At 43.6% G+C, this 17,929-nt stretch carries 10 protein-coding genes; 5 read left to right on the plus strand and 5 right to left on the minus strand.

The annotated features are described in order from the left end of the window. Position 1 precedes the first annotated feature (1 nt). Genes IC617_RS05385 through IC617_RS05405 form a run of 5 tightly spaced genes read left to right on the plus strand, consistent with a single transcriptional unit; the run spans position 2 to position 11,350 of the window. Positions 2-3,274 carry a helicase-related protein gene (locus tag IC617_RS05385; protein WP_191143953.1) on the plus strand — a complete coding sequence of 1,091 codons (3,273 nt, stop codon included), beginning with the start codon at positions 2-4 and terminating at the stop codon, positions 3,272-3,274. 2 nt (positions 3,275-3,276) lie between these two features. Next, positions 3,277-4,065 (plus strand): DUF4391 domain-containing protein, encoded by a 789-nt coding sequence (locus IC617_RS05390; protein WP_191143954.1) that lies wholly within the window; start codon positions 3,277-3,279, stop codon positions 4,063-4,065. 18 nt (positions 4,066-4,083) lie between these two features. Continuing rightward, the gene (locus tag IC617_RS05395; RefSeq protein WP_191143955.1) at positions 4,084-6,255 is read left to right on the plus strand and encodes an ATP-binding protein; all 2,172 of its coding nucleotides are present in this window, start codon (positions 4,084-4,086) and stop codon (positions 6,253-6,255) included. Positions 6,256-6,266: 11 nt separating this feature from the next. Beyond that, positions 6,267-8,168 (plus strand): site-specific DNA-methyltransferase, encoded by a 1,902-nt coding sequence (locus IC617_RS05400; RefSeq protein WP_191143956.1) that lies wholly within the window; start codon positions 6,267-6,269, stop codon positions 8,166-8,168. A gap of 8 nt (positions 8,169-8,176) precedes the next feature. Further along, positions 8,177-11,350, plus strand: coding sequence for a type III restriction-modification system endonuclease (locus tag IC617_RS05405; RefSeq protein ID WP_191143957.1), 3,174 nt, complete (start codon positions 8,177-8,179; stop codon positions 11,348-11,350). A gap of 158 nt (positions 11,351-11,508) precedes the next feature. On the opposite strand, the gene IC617_RS05410 is transcribed toward IC617_RS05405, so the two are convergent. Genes IC617_RS05410 through IC617_RS05430 form a run of 5 tightly spaced genes read right to left on the minus strand, consistent with a single transcriptional unit; the run spans position 11,509 to position 17,888 of the window. After that, the gene (locus IC617_RS05410) at positions 11,509-12,360 is read right to left on the minus strand and encodes a thymidylate synthase (protein ID WP_191143958.1); all 852 of its coding nucleotides are present in this window, start codon (positions 12,358-12,360) and stop codon (positions 11,509-11,511) included. Further along, positions 12,357-12,797, minus strand: coding sequence for a hypothetical protein (locus IC617_RS05415; RefSeq protein ID WP_191143959.1), 441 nt, complete (start codon positions 12,795-12,797; stop codon positions 12,357-12,359). Before IC617_RS05415 ends, IC617_RS05410 begins: the two co-directional genes overlap by 4 nt. Then, complete coding sequence (locus IC617_RS05420; RefSeq protein ID WP_191143960.1) at positions 12,790-14,652, minus strand: site-specific integrase; 1,863 nt, start codon at positions 14,650-14,652, stop codon at positions 12,790-12,792. The genes IC617_RS05415 and IC617_RS05420 overlap by 8 nt, the downstream gene beginning before the upstream one ends. A 7-nt stretch (positions 14,653-14,659) precedes the next feature. Further along, entirely contained in the window at positions 14,660-16,783 is a 2,124-nt protein-coding gene (locus IC617_RS05425; protein WP_191143961.1) for a site-specific integrase, read from the minus strand. Further along, complete coding sequence (locus IC617_RS05430) at positions 16,776-17,888, minus strand: tyrosine-type recombinase/integrase (protein ID WP_191143962.1); 1,113 nt, start codon at positions 17,886-17,888, stop codon at positions 16,776-16,778. The genes IC617_RS05425 and IC617_RS05430 overlap by 8 nt, the downstream gene beginning before the upstream one ends. Positions 17,889-17,929: the final 41 nt, after the last annotated feature.

Here is a 17,929-nt window from a genome sequence, read left to right on the forward strand (position 1 = left end):
CATGCTGATTGATAACGCTTCAACAACGGTCGCTAACATCCTTTCATCAGAGATTGAGCAGAACGATAAGCTGTCAATCATGACAGGCCTGTTCTCAATATATGCCTATGATGCACTAAAGTCAGAGTTCGATAGACTCTCATCAACCCGTATCTTATTTACTCAATTCAAGGGCTTCGGTAGCCTTGAAGAGTCATCATCTCCGTTCGGATCATTGCTTGGTGGAGAGCATGAGACCAAGTTCCGAAATCAGTTAAACCAGAAGCAGATAGCTAAAGAGTTTGCGGCATGGCTTGAGCAGAAAGCACACGTAAAATTAGTGAACCAAGCTGGTGCCGTCAGCAAGCACATCATTGCGTTAGAGCAAGAGAAAACTGAAGCCATTGACGGAGCTCAATTCAATGGTGCGGGGCTGGGATTAACCGAATCGTCCGGCTTTGACATGATAACTCGTGTAGCTGCACCTCAGTCCGAAGATATGCTGGCCTACTTTAATCGTGTTTGGGGGGCGAAAGGACAAGTTGAAGAAGCTAAAAGCGAGTTGCTCCAACAATTACAACTCTTAACCCAAGATCAGTCGGCTAACTTCATTTACTTCATAACGCTGTATAACTTATTTAAAGACTTTGTTGGCGAACTTCATGAAGAGAGCATTATTAACTCTCGTACCGGCTTCAAAGATACAACTGTCTGGAACAAACTCTATAAGTTCCAGCGTGATGGAGTGCTGGGCGCAATTGATAAACTTAGCAAGTACAACGGTTGTATTATCGCTGATAGCGTAGGCCTTGGTAAGACGTTTGAAGCACTCGCGGTAATCAAATACTTTGAACTAAGAAACCACCGGGTGCTGGTTCTGTGCCCTAAGAAGCTGCGAGACAATTGGCTGGTTTACACACAGAACGATAAGCGGAACTTACTGGCCGGTGATCGCTTCAACTATGATGTTCTCAACCATACCGATCTCAGCCGATATAAAGGTCACTCAGGTTCAATTAATCTTGAAACGATAAACTGGGGCAACTATGACCTCGTAGTGATTGATGAAAGCCATAATTTCAGGAATAACAATCCAAAAAAAGATGGTAAAAACCGCTACCAAAGGCTGCTAGACGACATTATCAAAGCTGGCGTAAAGACTAAGGTCCTTATGCTCTCAGCGACTCCTGTAAACAACCGCCTGAATGACATGAAAAATCAGGTGGCGTTTATCACCGAAGCTGATGATTACGCCCTTGCCGACCAAGGTATTAAAAGCATTGAACGAACGCTTATGCAGGCGCAGCAACACTTCAATGCGTGGTCCAAACGCCCACCAGAAGAGCGTACGTCGCAGGAACTGCTCGATACCATCAACTTTGATTACTTCAAGCTGCTCGACATCTTCACCATAGCTCGCTCCAGAAAGCACATTGAAAAGTACTATGGCACCGCAGATATAGGGAGGTTCCCGACTCGTTTGCTCCCCCAAAATGTAAAATCAGATATAGACATAAAAGATCAGTTTCCGCCTCTTAAAGAGGTTAATGACACTATTCGCCGCTTAACGCTAGCTTGCTATTCGCCGATGAAGTACGTCCGGGGCGACAAGAAAGCAGAATACGCACGTCGCTACGATCAAACGGTTAAAGGTGGCTCTGTATTCAGACAGGTAGACCGAGAAGAAAGTCTGGTTCACTTAATGCGAGTCAACCTGCTCAAACGCATGGAGAGCTCCATCTACTCGTTTCACCTAACGTCAGGCAAGTTGTTGAACCAGGTTGAGGCGATCCTAGGACAAATCGAGCACTTTCATCAGCATATAGCACCTAAACTGGGTGGGGAGCTGGCGGAAGAGTTTGTTGCCCCTCCAATAGAAGAGATAGAAGATCTAGAGTTAGAAAGCCCAGAGTTAGCGCCATATATGGTAGGCAAGAAGACTAAAGTGCGTCTTCAGGATATGGACCTAGTTCGCTATGCCCAAGATCTGGACGCAGACAGAGCTTTCTTGCAGTCGATAGTTAGAGAGTCAAAAGATGTTGAGCCAGTTCGCGATGCCAAGCTTCAAGCGTTGAAAAACGCACTTAGCGAGAAAATCCAAAACCCGATCAACGGTAACAATAAGAAGGCCATCATATTCTCTGCATTTGCTGATACAGCGGAGTACTTATACGCAGAGCTATCTAAGTGGGCAGAGGCAACTTTTGGGATTAAGACCGCTTTAATTACTGGTCAGAAAACGGAAACTACCTTACTCGAACCAAACGGTAAGCGAGTTAAAGCTGATCTCAACACTATGCTGACTCACTTTTCTCCGCGCTCAAAAGAACGCGAAAAAATCTTTCCAGAATTTACAACTGAAATCGATCTGCTCATTGCAACCGATTGTATTTCTGAGGGCCAAAACCTACAGGACTGCGACTACCTCATTAACTATGACATCCACTGGAACCCGGTTCGGATCATTCAACGCTTTGGGCGAATCGACCGACTGGGGTCAACCAATGAGCAAATTCAGCTCGTCAACTTCTGGCCCAATATGGAGCTTGATGAATACATCAACCTCGAAGCGCGAGTCAGTGGTCGCATGGTATTGCTAGATATCTCAGCGACAGGTGAAGAAAACGTCATTGAGCAAAACGGTGATATGAATGATCTGGATTACCGTAGAAAGCAACTAGAGCAACTTCAGAATCAGGTTGTCGATCTCGAAGAAATCTCCGGAGGCGTATCTATTACAGATTTGACACTCAACGATTTTAGGATGGATCTAACTGAGTTCATGAAGGAACATCTGGAAGCGCTAGAACAATCGCCCACAGGATTGTTTTCACCGTTCTCCGTATCCTGTGCGAAGTCGGAATTGGGTGATTTATCTAGCGAACTACAACCCGGTGTCATTTTCTGCCTCAAGGACAAGAAAGGTACCGTCCAGGTCGATGAAAGCTACGCGCTTGCGCCTTACTATCTTGTGTACGTATCCAATGAAGAAAACATCGTTTTCTCCTTCACCCAAGCTAAACACATCCTCGATCTGCTTAAAAAGTTCTCAGCAGCTGAGGTGGCAACAGAAAGCACCACAGAGTCACATCTACAGTTCGCTCAGCTAACCGCAAATTCTCAGGATATGTCCTTATATCAAAGCCTACTAGAAGTAGCCGTACAAGAAATAGCGGGGAAAAGCGAGGAAAAAGGTGCCGCTAGTCTGTTTTGCAGGGGCGGAACAACCCTAACCGCTGGAGCCACTCAGCATGTGAATGACTTTGAGGTTGTCAGCTATCTGGTGGTGCTCTAGGTATGGAACAAACATCAATGGCTAATGCAGGCTTGGCAGAACAGTTTCTGGAGTCTTTTGCTCTACCCAAAAGCACTCTTCTTGGGGTTAAAGTTCCAAAGAAAACACTAACAGATAACGTTAGCTTGGTGGCCACTGACAAGGGCATCGTTCGTGATGTCCTTAAATCAGTAGAGTGGAGCCATACTCTCAAGCCTGAAACAGCAAACATACCGGTTTTTGTCGATGGTACTCATGAATATCAAGAAATAGCGGTCTTAACTGTCACCGTGAAGAGTAGATCTAAAACCAAGCAGTTGTGTCGACTGCTGCATCTTCACATTCCATACCCATTACTCTTGATTGTGAAAGACGAAAAAGGCTTCGCGTTAAGCTTGGCTGATAAGCGTGTAAACCAATCCGATAGCAGTAAGCTGACCATTGAACACCAATATGACATCGGTTGGCTGGAGGCTCCCGTGAGCTCAATACAGCAGGCTTTCCTGGAAGACATAACTTTCTCTGGCCTATCCAAGATCAGCTTGTACGATTTCTATCTTGATCTAATCGGCAAATTCAATCGTCTCGAAGCTGCTACGTTCACAGGTCAATACTCAAATAAAGCTAACGATGCACAGGCCACAGCTGAACAAACCAATTTGATCGTTGAGTTAAAGGCTCTCGAAGCAGATCTTAGCTCTCTGCGTAACAAAATAAAAAAAGAAGTGCAGATGAATAACAAAGTGAAGCTGAATTTGAATGCTCGAGAAATCAAGAACAAAATCAAGAAAATAACGGAACAGCTGGACTAGCTGAATTAGGGAGGATTCATGAAACTAAACCTTGAGTTGAGCAATTGCTACGGCATCAGTCAGCTGTCCAAGGAATTCAACTTCGTTAAGACCCAACACGATGATGGTGTTAATTCCTTGTACGCACCAAACGGAACACTAAAGACATCATTAGCAAAGACTTTCAAAGACGTTGAGACAGGCAGCACCACGAAGGATCTGATCTTCCCTGCGAGGGCAACGAGTAGAGACATTAAAATCGATGATGTCGATATAACGCCAGAGCAGGTTATGGTGATCGATTCATACAACGAGAGCTATAGCTCTCAGCAAGTCTCTACATTGCTGGTCAATGATGAGCTGAAGCAACAGTATGAAGCCGCTTTGAAAGAGGTTGATGACACCCGAACAAACTTACTTAAGGCTTTGGTAAAGGTATCTGGCAAGCGCGATATAGCATCCCTGCTATGTGAAGTTTTCGATAAACCAGAAAAATCACTATTAGAATTGCTAACTGAGTTGTCTGAGCAATCTTTTTCAGATCAAACTCCGTACAGCGGGTTCAAGTTTACAGACCTGTTCAACCCTAAAGTTGTAGAGCTCATCTCTTCTGGAGACTTCAACCAGGAGCTGGCGGAATATGTCGATACCTACGATAAGCTGATACAAGAGTCTTCGGTATTGTCTAAGACTTTCAATCATCAGAAAGCAGGCGTCGTTTCAAAGAGTTTGACCGACAACGGTTTTTTTAGTGCCTCGCATACCGTCAACATTTCCGTAGATGGTGAAAAACAGGAAGTTGCCTCTAAAGATGAACTCAATCAGCTGCTTCAAGAAGAACAAGAAAAAGTCTTACAAAGCCCGGAGCTGAGAGAGAAGTTCAGCCGTGTTGACGGAAAGCTTAAAAACAAAGAGACACAAGCATTCCGGGACTTCATCGCCGAGCATCAGGAGTTGCTGCCTGAGTACCAAAACCTCCAGGACTTCAAGCAAAACGTGCTTGTCGGCTACCTTCAGTCCCAGCAATCAGCGTGGGATGAGTTAGTAGCAACCTACAAACAAAATCAGGAACTCGTAGCAAACATTGTTCATCAAGCTCAACAGCAAAAAACAACCTGGGAAAGTGTTGTCGACACCTTTAACAAACGCTTTAAGGTTCCGTTCAAACTTAGTGTTGAAAACCAAGATGAAGTGATACTCAATGGCGCTGCGCCATCGGTTCAGTTTGAGTTTAATGATGGGCGAGGTGATTCCGAGCAAGTTAGCCACTCAAGCTTAATTAAAGCGTTGAGCCAGGGCGAAAAACGTGCGCTTTATATCCTAAATGTATTGTTTGAAATCGAAGTTAGGCGAGAAAATACTCAAGAGATACTCATTGTTATCGATGATATTGCCGATTCATTTGACTATAAGAATAAGTATGCCATCGTTGAGTACCTCCGCGATATTGCCAAAAAAACCCACTTCAACCTGCTTCTGCTCACTCACAATTTCGATTTTCACCGGATCGTTAGCAGCCGATTAGGCGCAAAGCGTAGCAATCGACATATCGCAATTAAATCGCCTGAAGAGATATCGGTTAGGCAAGAGAAATATCAAAAAGATGTATTCAATGCGTGGAAGCAAAACCTTGCAACTAACGAGTTGTACCTGCTCGCTAGCATCCCGTTCACCAGAAACATCGCAGAGTACTGTGGCCACGAAGCTCATTTCTTACGCCTGACTTCATTACTTCACCTCAAACCAGATACAACAGACATTAAAGTGAGCGACCTCCAGTCGCTGTACCGGGCGGTCTTCACAGATCAAGTTGAGTTAGAGCTGCCAAACGGCAATGAGCTTGTGTTCGACAAGGTGATGCAATGCAGTGATAGCTTGCTCGCTGCCAATCGCGAGTCTCCGGAGCTCGAGAGTAAAGTTATTCTGGCCATGGCGATTCGGCTAAAAGCAGAGCAGTACATGATTACTGAAATTGCCGATGACGCATTTGTAACAGCAATCTCCTCAAACCAGACCCGCGCATTGTTTGATAAGTATGTTGAGACCTTCCCAGATGAGCTGGAAACCATAAGCCTGCTGGATCAGGTCAATCTTATGACCCCTGAGAACATACATCTCAACTCATTTATGTACGAACCTATTTTAGACATGTCCGCCCACAGCTTGTACCAGCTATATGCGGATGTGAAACAGTTATCAGTTACCGAATAAGGCCCAAGTCAATGGAACAAATAACAAACGAATCTCCAGAATCGAAAAGTATGGATATCACTAATGACAACATCCAACAGCTGAAAGAGATATTTCCGGATGTTTTCACCGAAGGAAAGGTAGATTTTGATGCCCTCAGAGCTGTGTTGGGTGACGCTATCGACGATTCAGATGAACGCTATAATTTTACCTGGAATGGTAAAAATAGAGCGAGGCAAATAGCACAAACGCCATCAACTGGGACATTACGACCTTGTAAAGAAGAAAGTGTTAACTGGGACTCTACTGAAAACTTATTTATTGAAGGTGATAACCTTGAGGTGCTCAAACTTCTACAGAAGTCCTATCACAAGAAAGTGAAAATGATCTACATTGATCCGCCTTATAATACAGGTGGTGACTTCGTTTATAAAGATAACTTTCATAACAATATTAAGAACTATTTAGAGATATCTGGTCAGTTAGGGGGGAGTGGAAAAAAACTATCTACAAATGTAGAGACTTCAGGTAGATATCACTCTAACTGGCTTAATATGATATATCCCAGGCTGAAGTTGGCTCGCAACCTACTTAAAGATGATGGGGTTATTTTTATCTCTATTGATGATTATGAAATAGATAATCTAAGAAAAGTTGCCAATGAGGTTTTTGGCGAAGACAACTTTCTCGCAAAGCTTATCTGGAATCTTACGAGTGGCCCTCAAGCTGGACACTTTACCAGATCTCACGAGTATGTGCTTGCATACGCAAAGAATAAAGCATCTCTTAAGTACTTCAAAGATACTTCCGGGGGGACTATAAAACATGGCGCTTTAAAGAAAATCAGTAAAGCAAATCCTTCTAGTGAAGTTACTTTCAAAAAAGGAAGTATTCGATATGAAGGTGACAATGCGGTCTTTCATGGAGAATTGGGAGGTTCAGAGAAGCAATATATTAAATCAGATTCCCTCAAGTTCGAGAATGGGATGTTGGCTGAAGATGTTACAATAGAAGCTGGCTGGGCAATGAAAAACCAGCTTTTAAGCTGGCTTGACGGAAAGGAAACCTTTGACTCTAAAGGGCAAAAAGTTCTGAGGTTCTATTTTAATTCCAAAGGCATTTTGTTTTATGAAAAGGAAAGGGGTACTTATCATCCTAAGACTGTTATCCCCACAGAAGTAGGAAACACGAAAACTGGCTCTGATCAAGTAATAGAATTGCTAGGCGAAAAAGTTATGGACTTTCCTAAGCCTACGCAGCTTGTTGAGTTTTTAATTAAGACTGTTAGTCATGATGATGATGACATCATTCTTGATTTTTTTGCTGGTTCAGGAACGACAGGCCACTCTCTTATTAACCAATGTGTAGAAGACGGGATCAAGAGAAAGTTCATTCTTGTTCAGCTACGAGAGAAGACTAATGAAGATAGTGCAGCTTTTAAGTCCGGGTATGATTATGTTTCCAAGATTACTTTGGCAAGGTTAAGTTCTATCATAAAAAAATATGGCCTTAAAGATGTCGGCTTTAAATTCTATCGCCTTTCCGAAACTAATATTAAGAGTTGGGATGCTGACTTTGATGATTTAGCGCCTGCTATAAAGCTTGCTGTAGACACCATAAAAGAGGGAAGAACAGATGTAGACGTTCTATATGAGATTCTACTTAAGTACGGAATAGAGCTCACAACGCTGGTAGAGGAGGTTGATGTCGCAGGTAAACGAGTGTTCTCTGTTGGTGCTGGAGCATTAATGGTTTGCTTAGATGATGATGTTAATGAGTATGTCATAGAGGGTATTGCTAAGCTAAAGCAGGAATTAGATACAGAGAATACTCAAGTCGTATTCAAAGACCAGGGATTTTCTAATAGCGTTGTCAAGACAAATGCGATTCAGATACTAAAACAGTATGGCATTGACGATGTGAAGAGCATCTAGGAGGCGGTATGAAGATTCAGTTTAAATCTGACTTATCGCATCAAGTAGATGCGGTAGAAGCTATCGTAGGTGTGTTTGAAGGTCAGGAAACCTTTCAATCAAATTTTACTGTTGCGGATCGTGCTTTAGCACTTCAGCAATTTGATATGTTTAGTCAAAATAACGATATAGGAACAGGAAATGCGCTATCTCTCTTGCCTGATGAAATTTACGCCAATACACGTAATGTCCAGCTAAAAAATGGGCTTTCACAAGTAGAGAATGCCAAACAAGAGCTGCCTAGCCTTGACTTCAGTGTTGAGATGGAGACCGGCACAGGTAAAACCTACGTTTACCTTAAGTCCGTATTTGAGTTAAATCAGCGATACGGGCTAACGAAGTTCATTATCGTAGTTCCCTCCGTCGCGATTAAAGAAGGCGTTTATAAGTCGTTACAGATTACTGAGCAGCACTTTAGAGATGACTACAAAAACGTTCAGTACGATTTCTTTGTTTACGATTCCGCTAAACCAGAAAAAGTCCGAGATTTCGCCACTAATGATTACATCCAGATCATGGTGATTAACATTGATGCGTTTAGCAAATCCTTTACTGACCCTAGTAAGGAAACCAAGGCAAACTTAATTCACCGCTCGACTGAAAAGCTGAGCGGCGCTAAACCCATCGAACTTATTCAAGATGTTAGGCCAATCGTCATCATAGACGAACCTCAATCCGTTGTTTCGACACCGAAACGAAAAGAAGCTATCGCTAGTCTCAAGCCGCTCAGTACATTCCGCTTCTCGGCCACACTCAATGAAGCGCCGAATCTGCTCTATAAACTTGATTCCATTGATGCTTATGAGCGCAAGCTTGTGAAGCAAATTGAAGTTGCCTCACTAGATGTAAAGGATGGGCATAATCAGGCCTACATTAAGTTAATCAGCGTCGACAACAAGAAGTCACCCATTTCAGCCAAGATCGAAATCGACGCTCAAACCCGCACAGGTAAGCTTCAGCCTCGTAAGCAGATCACCATTAAAGACGGTCAGGTTAATGACCTCTTTGAACTATCAGGCGGTCGTACTGTTTATGAGGGGTATGTTGTAAACGACATTTACTGTGAGGAAGGGAACGAGTACATCGATTTCACTAGTCGTGATGAGATCATTCAACTCGGCCAGGCAATTGGCGAAGTAGATCAGGATGCGTTTAAGCGAATTCAGGTGGCAAAAACGATTGAAGAGCATTTGGAGAAGGAGCTCACGTTTTTCCACAAAGTGACCATAGGTCACGACCCTCTTGACCACTCAAATATTCTTAGCCAAAAGGGTATTAAGGTACTCAGCCTATTCTTTATCGACAAAGTCGCCAACTACCGTGGCTACACTGAGGGTGGCTTGCCTAAGCCAGGTAAATTTGCCGAATGGTTTGAAGAAGAATTTGCTAAGCAGGTACGTAAGCCTAAATACCGCGTGCTCTATCCAAAGATTTGGGATAACACCGGTAAAAAGTACGAAATCAATGAACAAGCTCTGAAAGAACTGACAAGTGCCGTACATGATGGCTACTTCGCGCAGGATAAGAAGAAAGATGCGGCAGGCAACCCGCTGTTTGCCGAATCCAAGCTTTCAGCAAAAGGCGAAGGCGGAAAAACCGCAGCAGATGAGTCGGCTTACAACCTGATCATGAAAGACAAAGAAAAGCTCTTATCAATGGATGAGACACTTCGCTTTATCTTTTCACATTCAGCACTCAAAGAAGGCTGGGACAACCCTAACGTATTCCAGATTTGTACCCTCAACGAGACATCATCAGTAACAAAGAAACGCCAGGAAATTGGGCGTGGACTCCGTCTTGCTGTAGATCAATCTGGAGAGCGCGTTCCTTACGGGTTCGAAGTCAACACGCTGACAGTCATGGCCAATGAATCCTACGAGAAATTTGTATCTGATCTACAGACTGAAATCGAAAAAGAAGAAGGAATCAAGTTTGGTGCGGTCGAGTCGCATCAGTTTGCCAATATCGTAGTATCTGGTGAGTATGATCAGAAGGAGTTCTTAGGCGCGAAGAAATCTGAAGACATATTCCAGCACTTACTGACTCAGGGTTACATTGATAAGCACGGTAAAATTCAAGACGTGCTCAAAGAAGCTATCGACAACAATGCTGTCAGCCTGCCAGACCATGTGTCAGAGCACGCAGAAGCCATTGTCGCTACGCTCCAAAAGTTGGCCAAAGGCCTTAACGTTAGGAAGCATGAAGAGAAGCGCACTGTCCAATTAAAAGAAGGTTCAGATGGTAAGCAGGTTGTACTGGGCAGTGACTTCAAGGCCTTGTGGGATCGAATCAAGTACAAGACAACTTACCGCGTGAACTTTGTTGAGACGGACCTAATCGAAAAGTGCATCAAGGAGATCCGTGCCAGCGTTGCTGTAGCAAGTGCGAAATTTCAGTACACCAAGGTCAAAGTGGCTGTAACGGAAGCTGAGCTGGAAACCTACGATGAGAAAACCAAGATCCAGTACTACCGCAACCGAAACTTCCAGTTGCCGGACATTGTTACCTATTTAACTGACCAGACTAATCTGACACGCAAAACCATAATCGACATTCTGCTTGGCTTAGGAGACAAGCTAGAGGCATTTAAGAACAACCCTCAGCGCTTTATTGAGTTAGCTGGCGAAGTGATCCGCAAGCAAATGCGTATCGCCATTGTTGATGGTATTAAGTACCAACGTATTGGGGATGACGCATACTATGCTCAGGAGCTGTTTCAGGAAGAAGAGCTGACTGGTTATCTGAAGGATATGGTGAAAGCTGAGAAATCTGTTTACGACTATATCATCTGCGATTCAGATACAGAGTTCAGCTTTGCCGAACGACTCGAGAGCGCAGAAGAAGTGAAGCTTTACGCCAAGCTGCCACCTTGGTTCAAGATTGACACTCCGCTGGGTAACTATAACCCAGACTGGGCGGTGTTGATTGACAAGGACGATGGCACTGGCGAGCAGCTCTACTTTGTCGTAGAGACTAAATCGAGCATCTTCAATGATGATCTTCGAGAAGCCGAAAAGGCCAAAATCAAATGTGGTATTGAGCATTTTGACGCCTTGGCAAAAGACGAAAACGACGACCCAATCCCTGGGGCTGCGAAGTTCGTAAAAGCAGACAACTTCGATACTTTCAGTACCGAGTTCTAGCTTGTCTACCAGAGTTAGGCTCCTGAAAATGGGAGCCTACTCGTCTATGTACAGCCTATCAATCTAGTATTTTATTGTGGCCAATTTAAACGTTAATGCAGTATGGGGGATGGAGGCGGCCAGGCAGACTTGGCAAACGAGCCTACCTAGCCATAGAGTTACTCAGAAAAAGGGTATTTAATGGCATCGTGGTGTTGGTAGCCAGTAACCTCAAAGTCTTCGAGAGTTACCCATGTTTCAATATCCTCTAATGACTTAATCTTGGGATTGATACTGAGTTGAGGGGAAGGGAATGGATCCCGTTTAAGTTGAACATCTCGAAGCATTGGAAGCTGGTCAGCATATACGTGAGCATTAGCAACTTTATGGAAGCAGCGTTTTGCTTGTTTGCCCGTAATTTGAGCAACTAACGCGAGTAGGGTGAAGCACTGAACCTGATTAAAGTTGAGACCCAATGGAACGTCGCAGCTGCGTTGATAGGACGTTAGATAGAGATCATCTCCCAATAAAGAAAATGTGTGTGTGTGCATACATGGTCGGAGGCATCCTAAATGAAACTCTCCAGGGTTGTAGAATGAAAGGATTTCTCCGCGATCATCAATACCTTTTGATAAGTTATCGATAAGTTTACGCAATTGATCGACATGGCCACCGCCTGGTTTTGCCCAGGAACGGCCTTGTACGCCATAAACACGGCCCATATCGTCTTCGCCTTTTCGGTTAGGGTTTTCTAGCCATGCCTTGGTTTGATTTGCATTAGCATTCCAAGTATTACAGCCAATTGCTCGGAACTGAGCTGCATTGTCATAGCCGCGCAAATAGCCTAGAAGTTCGGCAATCGCCGCTTTCCAAAAGCTCTTTCGTGTCGTAATAAGCGGAAATTGGTTGTTCTCAACGTCGTATTCTAGTGACGCATCAATGACGGTTAAACACTTCTTACCTGTACGTTTGTTTTCAACCCAAACGCCGTCATCTACAATTCTTTGGCATAAATCTAAGTACTGTTTCATGTTTGTGAACCTGCTTTATTGTTAGTTGCAATGCTTAGCTTTCTTGCCAATGCATTGTTTTCTCTATTTAAACGCGATATTTCTGAGTTTAATCCTATAATTTCTTCGTAAAGAATCGCGTTTTCAGCTCGTAAGCTTGTAATTCTTTCTTCTAGCCGTTGTTCGAAACTTGGCTCTTTTGGTTTTGTCTTTAAATTTTCTAGTTGTTCTTTCCTAGCAGCTTTTATATCTTTCAGCTTTTTCTTCGCCCAATAGCGAGCTTTAACTGCTCCTGAAGATAAGCCGCAAAGCTCACTGATAGCCATAATAGAGGGCTTGGCTTCACCTTCAAGTACGGCGGTTTCTAGGAGAGCAAGAGCATCTTTAATTAACTTGTCGTTATGTTCTACTAAATCAATACCGTGTTTTTTTAGATGTTCAGGGCGCTTGTCAGCCATCTTTGGGCTCTCCTTCAAACTTACTAACATGTCTGCCTAGCTGAATGGCTAAACCAGACCAGACATGTTCGCTTAAGCCTTTTTCATTTGCCTTTGATTGAGCGTGCTGTTGCCTGTCTTTTAAAGCGAATGCACACCCTTCGGAGATTAGGTGATTGTCGCAGTCTGGATCACACCCATAGTCTCCGTAACATGGAGGGGGAAGGGAGCCATCTTCAGCTTCTTCAAAGTTGAATGTACAAATTCCAATAGATGTTGGCATGAGTGAAATATTGGATCGTGCCAATTTCTTGATATAGTTCTGCCGGTCTTCTCCGAACAGGCCTTTCCCCTTAAACCAAGCATCAATTCTCCGAGTGTGCCCTTCTGCTCCTCCGCCAGCAAAGTTCTTACCTTCACCGTATATATCGGTGAGAACTTCTTCTCTTGAATCAGCAATACGTTTTTGTATGGACTTGTCTAGCTCCTTTTTATAGTTGCCATACCCTGCTGTTACGGTGTTTGGAAGCCTGCTGAAGCGGCTATAGAAATGTTTTAGCTGTTTGGTAATAAAGGGTAACCCTACTTTGTGCTTTGCGAGTTGGAAAGCTAACGTGTTTCTCCCTTGTTGCACCGAAAAGCGGTGATTGGCGAAAGCTCCACGCTCATCAAATGATTTAATCCAGCGATTAAAAGTTGTATTTAGGCTTGTATACCCATGGTTTGGGCTTCGTTCAATTTGCCTTGGCGAAGAAAATAGCTGTTTGTTACCGGTTTGGGCACAAGCGTACATGAGAATCTCATGGGCATCTTCTGTTAGAGGGACGACTAGCCATCGTTCGCGATGAGGCTTGTCTTTGTCTTTATGTTTTATAACTTTTGAAATTATGAACTTATTGTCATCAAGAGTTTCTAGAGGAACGGCTTGAATAAGAGAGAACTCACTATCTCGCATGCCGCTTAAAAGTAAGATGACCATCATAGAAGCTTTGTGTGCCTCTTTATAAAGTCTGGTTATCTCTCCTGCCGAATACCCGTATACATCGAGAAATTTTTTGGGTGCGATTTCAGGATTCTCACTCCAGAGATAATCCTCAAGGGGTTTTTTTATCTTTTTTAGTCGCTCTCTTATCTCGGGTCTGACTAAAGGTAGTAGATCTTCATCGTGCAGAGTCATTTCCATTGCAAACTTAAACTCTGCAATGCATTGCTTGCAGTAATTCAAAAGGTAGACAAATTGGAAGTCGGAAAGAGTATCGATGCCTGTATGCGAAGATTGCTCTCCCCAAAAAATGGATTTGGAATTGATATCTGCAAGCTGCATTGAAAAAGGCCTGCCTATATTTTTTATTACCACCTCGTGATAGAGCATTTTCATCGCTCTTTTTAAGTGAGATGGCCTTCCTCCAATAAAGGCAGCATGGTTCTTGAGCATGTCAAAAGTTATATCTGCAAATGATTCTATGACTAGACCATCTTTACTTTGTTCAGTTATAAAGTATGAACCGATTTTGGCTAACTCAATGACTCGCCCCTTCACTGTTTTACCATCTACTTTGTTTTTTTTTCCTCTACTCGCCCTTAGTAAAGCTGGGTAATTGGCATAAATAAAGGCGGCGAGTTTCAGCTCTGAAATCATTTGCTCTGTGAGGCAGTATTGATACTGCTTCATGTGATGAGCAGGGGCATCACTCGCTGCAAAGTCATCCCAATCGATCATAGAAGACTTATCGCCTTTAAATAGAGGATCTGAACTGAGCAAGAAAACCCACTTCATGCTGCTATAAGTAGAATGCCAGATAGGGGTATCCGGCGGAAGAATCGCGTTTCCCGTGGTGAAGTCGTTGACAGTTGGAGCTTGCGATGCAGTATTCATAGTTACCTCATAGCCCCATATAAACCAGTTGATCTATTTCTTCGTCATCAAGCTCAATCGCAAGTGATTTTGACTGTTTTAGTACATCTTCAGGAAAGTGATGATCGGGGGTTAGCAAGTCATTGATAACTAAAAGGACAGCTCTGTATAACTCATTTCTCTTTTTCATATTTGCCCGGTTCTCTTCTAATGAAAGCTCTAACTTCCATTTGTATGCGATGAGCTTAGGCAACCCTCCTTCATGCACTGATGACTGTTCACACAATAAGCACATGTTCCAGAATTTGCATGGGGATCCATCGATGTGTTTTGTGAGCTGGCGGACTTTAGCGCTTGGGTTAAAAGCATCTTTGCAACGCAGCCCAGAAAGGGTTTCTGTGACCCCAGTTGGGTTCTTATCAGAAGCCTTAGCGTCTGAGTGGCGAGCGGAGTCTTTGCTCGGCTTGGAGTGTGAAATTTCTACTAATGCTGTTCCTATGGTCGTGTGGAACTCATTCTCAAGAAAATTGTCATCAAGATACGTTGATGTAGTCACCAGGCTATTGTGGCCAGCTGTAGCTTGTATCTCGAATATGTCTGCTCCTGCTTTGACCATATTGTTGATTGAAGTACTGCGGAAGCGACTGAAGTTGAACATGAAATCTTCACCTAAAAGGGCATACAAATTATTCTCCTTGCAAAACTGTTTAGCCCAAGGTGTTGCCGTTAAGGCATCTGAGTTATTTGCCTTGTGTTGTTTAGTTGGACCTCTCCAAATTATGTGGGTTACTCGGTGAATGAGCGCATTGCTTGGATTTTGGTTCCAACAATCATGTTCATAGATGAATAACTTGTTTGTCGCATCTCCTTTGGCGTGGGAACGAAGAGGGGCTGTAAGCGTTTGGGTCAATGCGATCAGATCCGACACTCGACGTTGGAGCTCATCCTTAATGAAATGCTCTCCTTGTTCTAGCAGAGTTAAATGTAATTCTTTGTCTTCAGATTGATTTTCATTGCCTGCTCTTACCTTTGTATATGCAATGAATGGTTGCCCAGTTAATGGATGATGAGGCTGATAACTATCAAGTGTCAAAGACGCGACAGATTCAGCATTTAGACCTGTTAATCTAGATAACTCTGCCGCTAGAGGCAGAATTAGTCGCCTATCCACAAATGGCCAAACACCTATCCGAATATAGAAATTCATTAGTGATTTGATGGTGATCGAACGATCTTTCTTTACAGCGAGTAGCATCCTCAGCGGATCACAGCTATAACGCTCTTCAAATTCAAAAAGAGTGCTTTCGAAGCTTCCCCTTTTGCTCACCAATGGCTCAAGGCCAAAAGCTTGCTCCGGCCTATATCCAGTTGCCAGTCTGCTGTTTGCTAGTGAAGCGCAGACCTTATAGTTTCTAGCTGCTGAAGTTATAGACGGCCACTCTACGCCTTCTACTGTTACTTTTACTGGTTTTCCGTTTTCAATGTTGCGTTCGGGTGGAGGAGCTAGTCCAAGACACTGTTCGTCCGACCAGCCTTTTCTCCTTCGTTCGGTGATTGTATTTTGCGGTATGCCGTACTTCCCGCTGGCATCGATGACAGATAATTCTTTACCTTGGACAACAAGAGGATCCTTGTTCGGGCGACAATATGGAATACCTAGATTTGTCTTTTCATATGGTTCAGATACTCGCTTGGCGTGCACTAAAGCTCTGCTTAAAGCAACATCAATGATTTCCTGTTCAGCCTCTGAGTAAGGTGCTCGCTCGTTGGTTTCAGGAACGCCTTTGAATATCGGAGCATGGTAAACAACAGCATTAATTAACCCTAGTTCATAGGCCCAGTCCATGGCCTGCCTTACTAGCTTGTAAATAGAGTAACGAGTTAGTGACTTTATGCGCTTTTGGAGAACAAGCCATTTCGTGAAGCGGAGTAGAGCATCTGCTTCCCAGTATTCTTGGATGAAAAAGCGTTGATCTTGCTTTAACCTTCCATAGCCCCCATTTGTCTTGGATAGGTATTCAAGGTACCAGTTCAGTGCTTGGTCAACATTAGCAGTGGGCTTCTCTCGCTTGAGTAGCAGAAATAGCCATTGCAATTGCTTGTGTGGCTCCCGCGTGGTTGGTTTCGGTACTAGTAAAGTCGGGCTAGTCACGATAATGCCCCCGCTTCTCTGTATGTTTTAATGGGGGGAGGTATGTAGCCTCACGAATAGCTTCTGCCTCTTCAAGTCGGTTTGTTTTCTGCCCCTCTGAGTTCAATTTTGCTAGAACAGCTGGAGGAATCTGGGTGTAGATTTCTGTTGTCGATATGTCCGCATGGCCGAGCATTTGCTGAATAGTTAGCATGCGGTCTTCATAATCTTTCCCCATATCTGAGCCTAGGACTGAATAAGCTGTTCCGTGCCTTAGCCAGTGGCTTTTCATTTCAATTTGGATGCCTGAGCGGAGGACTGCGCTTTTGAATTGCTTTGATGCATTTCTACTAGCCCATGGTTTCCCATTGCTAGTGAGAAAAACAGGCTTGTTGGGATCATTTACTCTCCAACCTGTGGCGAGTTTATACTCGGGAGAATTGTGATACTTACGTATTCGATTTAGAACAGCCCTCGAAATCACCGTGTTTCGAGTTTTCAATCCAGTGACTCTTCCTTTGTTGCCATTTACTAAGAGAGGATAAAGTTCAAACTCTTGGTTTGAATAGATCGAACTCGAAGGTAGGTCCCCCTTTTTTAAGTTAATCAGCTCCGATAAGCGTAGCCCAGTATCATATTGAGTATGGAACATGCAACGCTCACATTCATTATGCATTGCTGATAACACGCTGATGACCAGCTCTTTCGTAATGTGCTTAGGACTCTTCTTATTCGCTTTTCTTACGGTGTATCTTAGAGTGTTTGATCGCCCCCACGGAGAGTCTTCTAAGCTCCTGATGTTCCCTCCTTCACTTGTCGTTAGCCAAGTTAAGAACTCTTTGATAGCTGCTTCTCGGCCACTTCGGGTTGAGTTACTGCACCCCTTTTCTTGTTGGTAACTTTGCCATTCAACTATGTCATCACGGCTAATTATTTCTAGGGCTTGGTCAAGTGATAAGTTTGGAAAGTAATCGGAAGTTTCTAGCCATTCACAAAGATAAGATAGTGACCGTCCGTACTGTTCAGCAGTGCTACTTGTAATGGAACGGCCAATAGACCTATTTAAATAGCTGAACCAGTTATGAGCGTGATAAACAATCCTTTCTTCTTTACTAAACAGAGTCATGATCTGCGTACGTTTGTGAGCATGCTTTAGCTCTAGAGTCT

Source organism: Neiella litorisoli (assembly GCF_014773395.1).
Lineage (GTDB): Bacteria > Pseudomonadota > Gammaproteobacteria > Enterobacterales > Neiellaceae > Neiella > Neiella litorisoli.

Coding starts and splice junctions, on each gene's coding strand:
- IC617_RS05385 (WP_191143953.1), top strand. CDS start 2: ATGCTGATTGATAACGCTTCAACAACGGTCGCTAACATCCTTTCATCA.
- IC617_RS05390 (WP_191143954.1), top strand. CDS start 3,277: ATGGAACAAACATCAATGGCTAATGCAGGCTTGGCAGAACAGTTTCTG.
- IC617_RS05395 (WP_191143955.1), top strand. CDS start 4,084: ATGAAACTAAACCTTGAGTTGAGCAATTGCTACGGCATCAGTCAGCTG.
- IC617_RS05400 (WP_191143956.1), top strand. CDS start 6,267: ATGGAACAAATAACAAACGAATCTCCAGAATCGAAAAGTATGGATATC.
- IC617_RS05405 (WP_191143957.1), top strand. CDS start 8,177: ATGAAGATTCAGTTTAAATCTGACTTATCGCATCAAGTAGATGCGGTA.
- IC617_RS05410 (WP_191143958.1), bottom strand. CDS start 12,360: ATGAAACAGTACTTAGATTTATGCCAAAGAATTGTAGATGACGGCGTT.
- IC617_RS05415 (WP_191143959.1), bottom strand. CDS start 12,797: ATGGCTGACAAGCGCCCTGAACATCTAAAAAAACACGGTATTGATTTA.
- IC617_RS05420 (WP_191143960.1), bottom strand. CDS start 14,652: ATGAATACTGCATCGCAAGCTCCAACTGTCAACGACTTCACCACGGGA.
- IC617_RS05430 (WP_191143962.1), bottom strand. CDS start 17,888: ATGACTCTGTTTAGTAAAGAAGAAAGGATTGTTTATCACGCTCATAAC.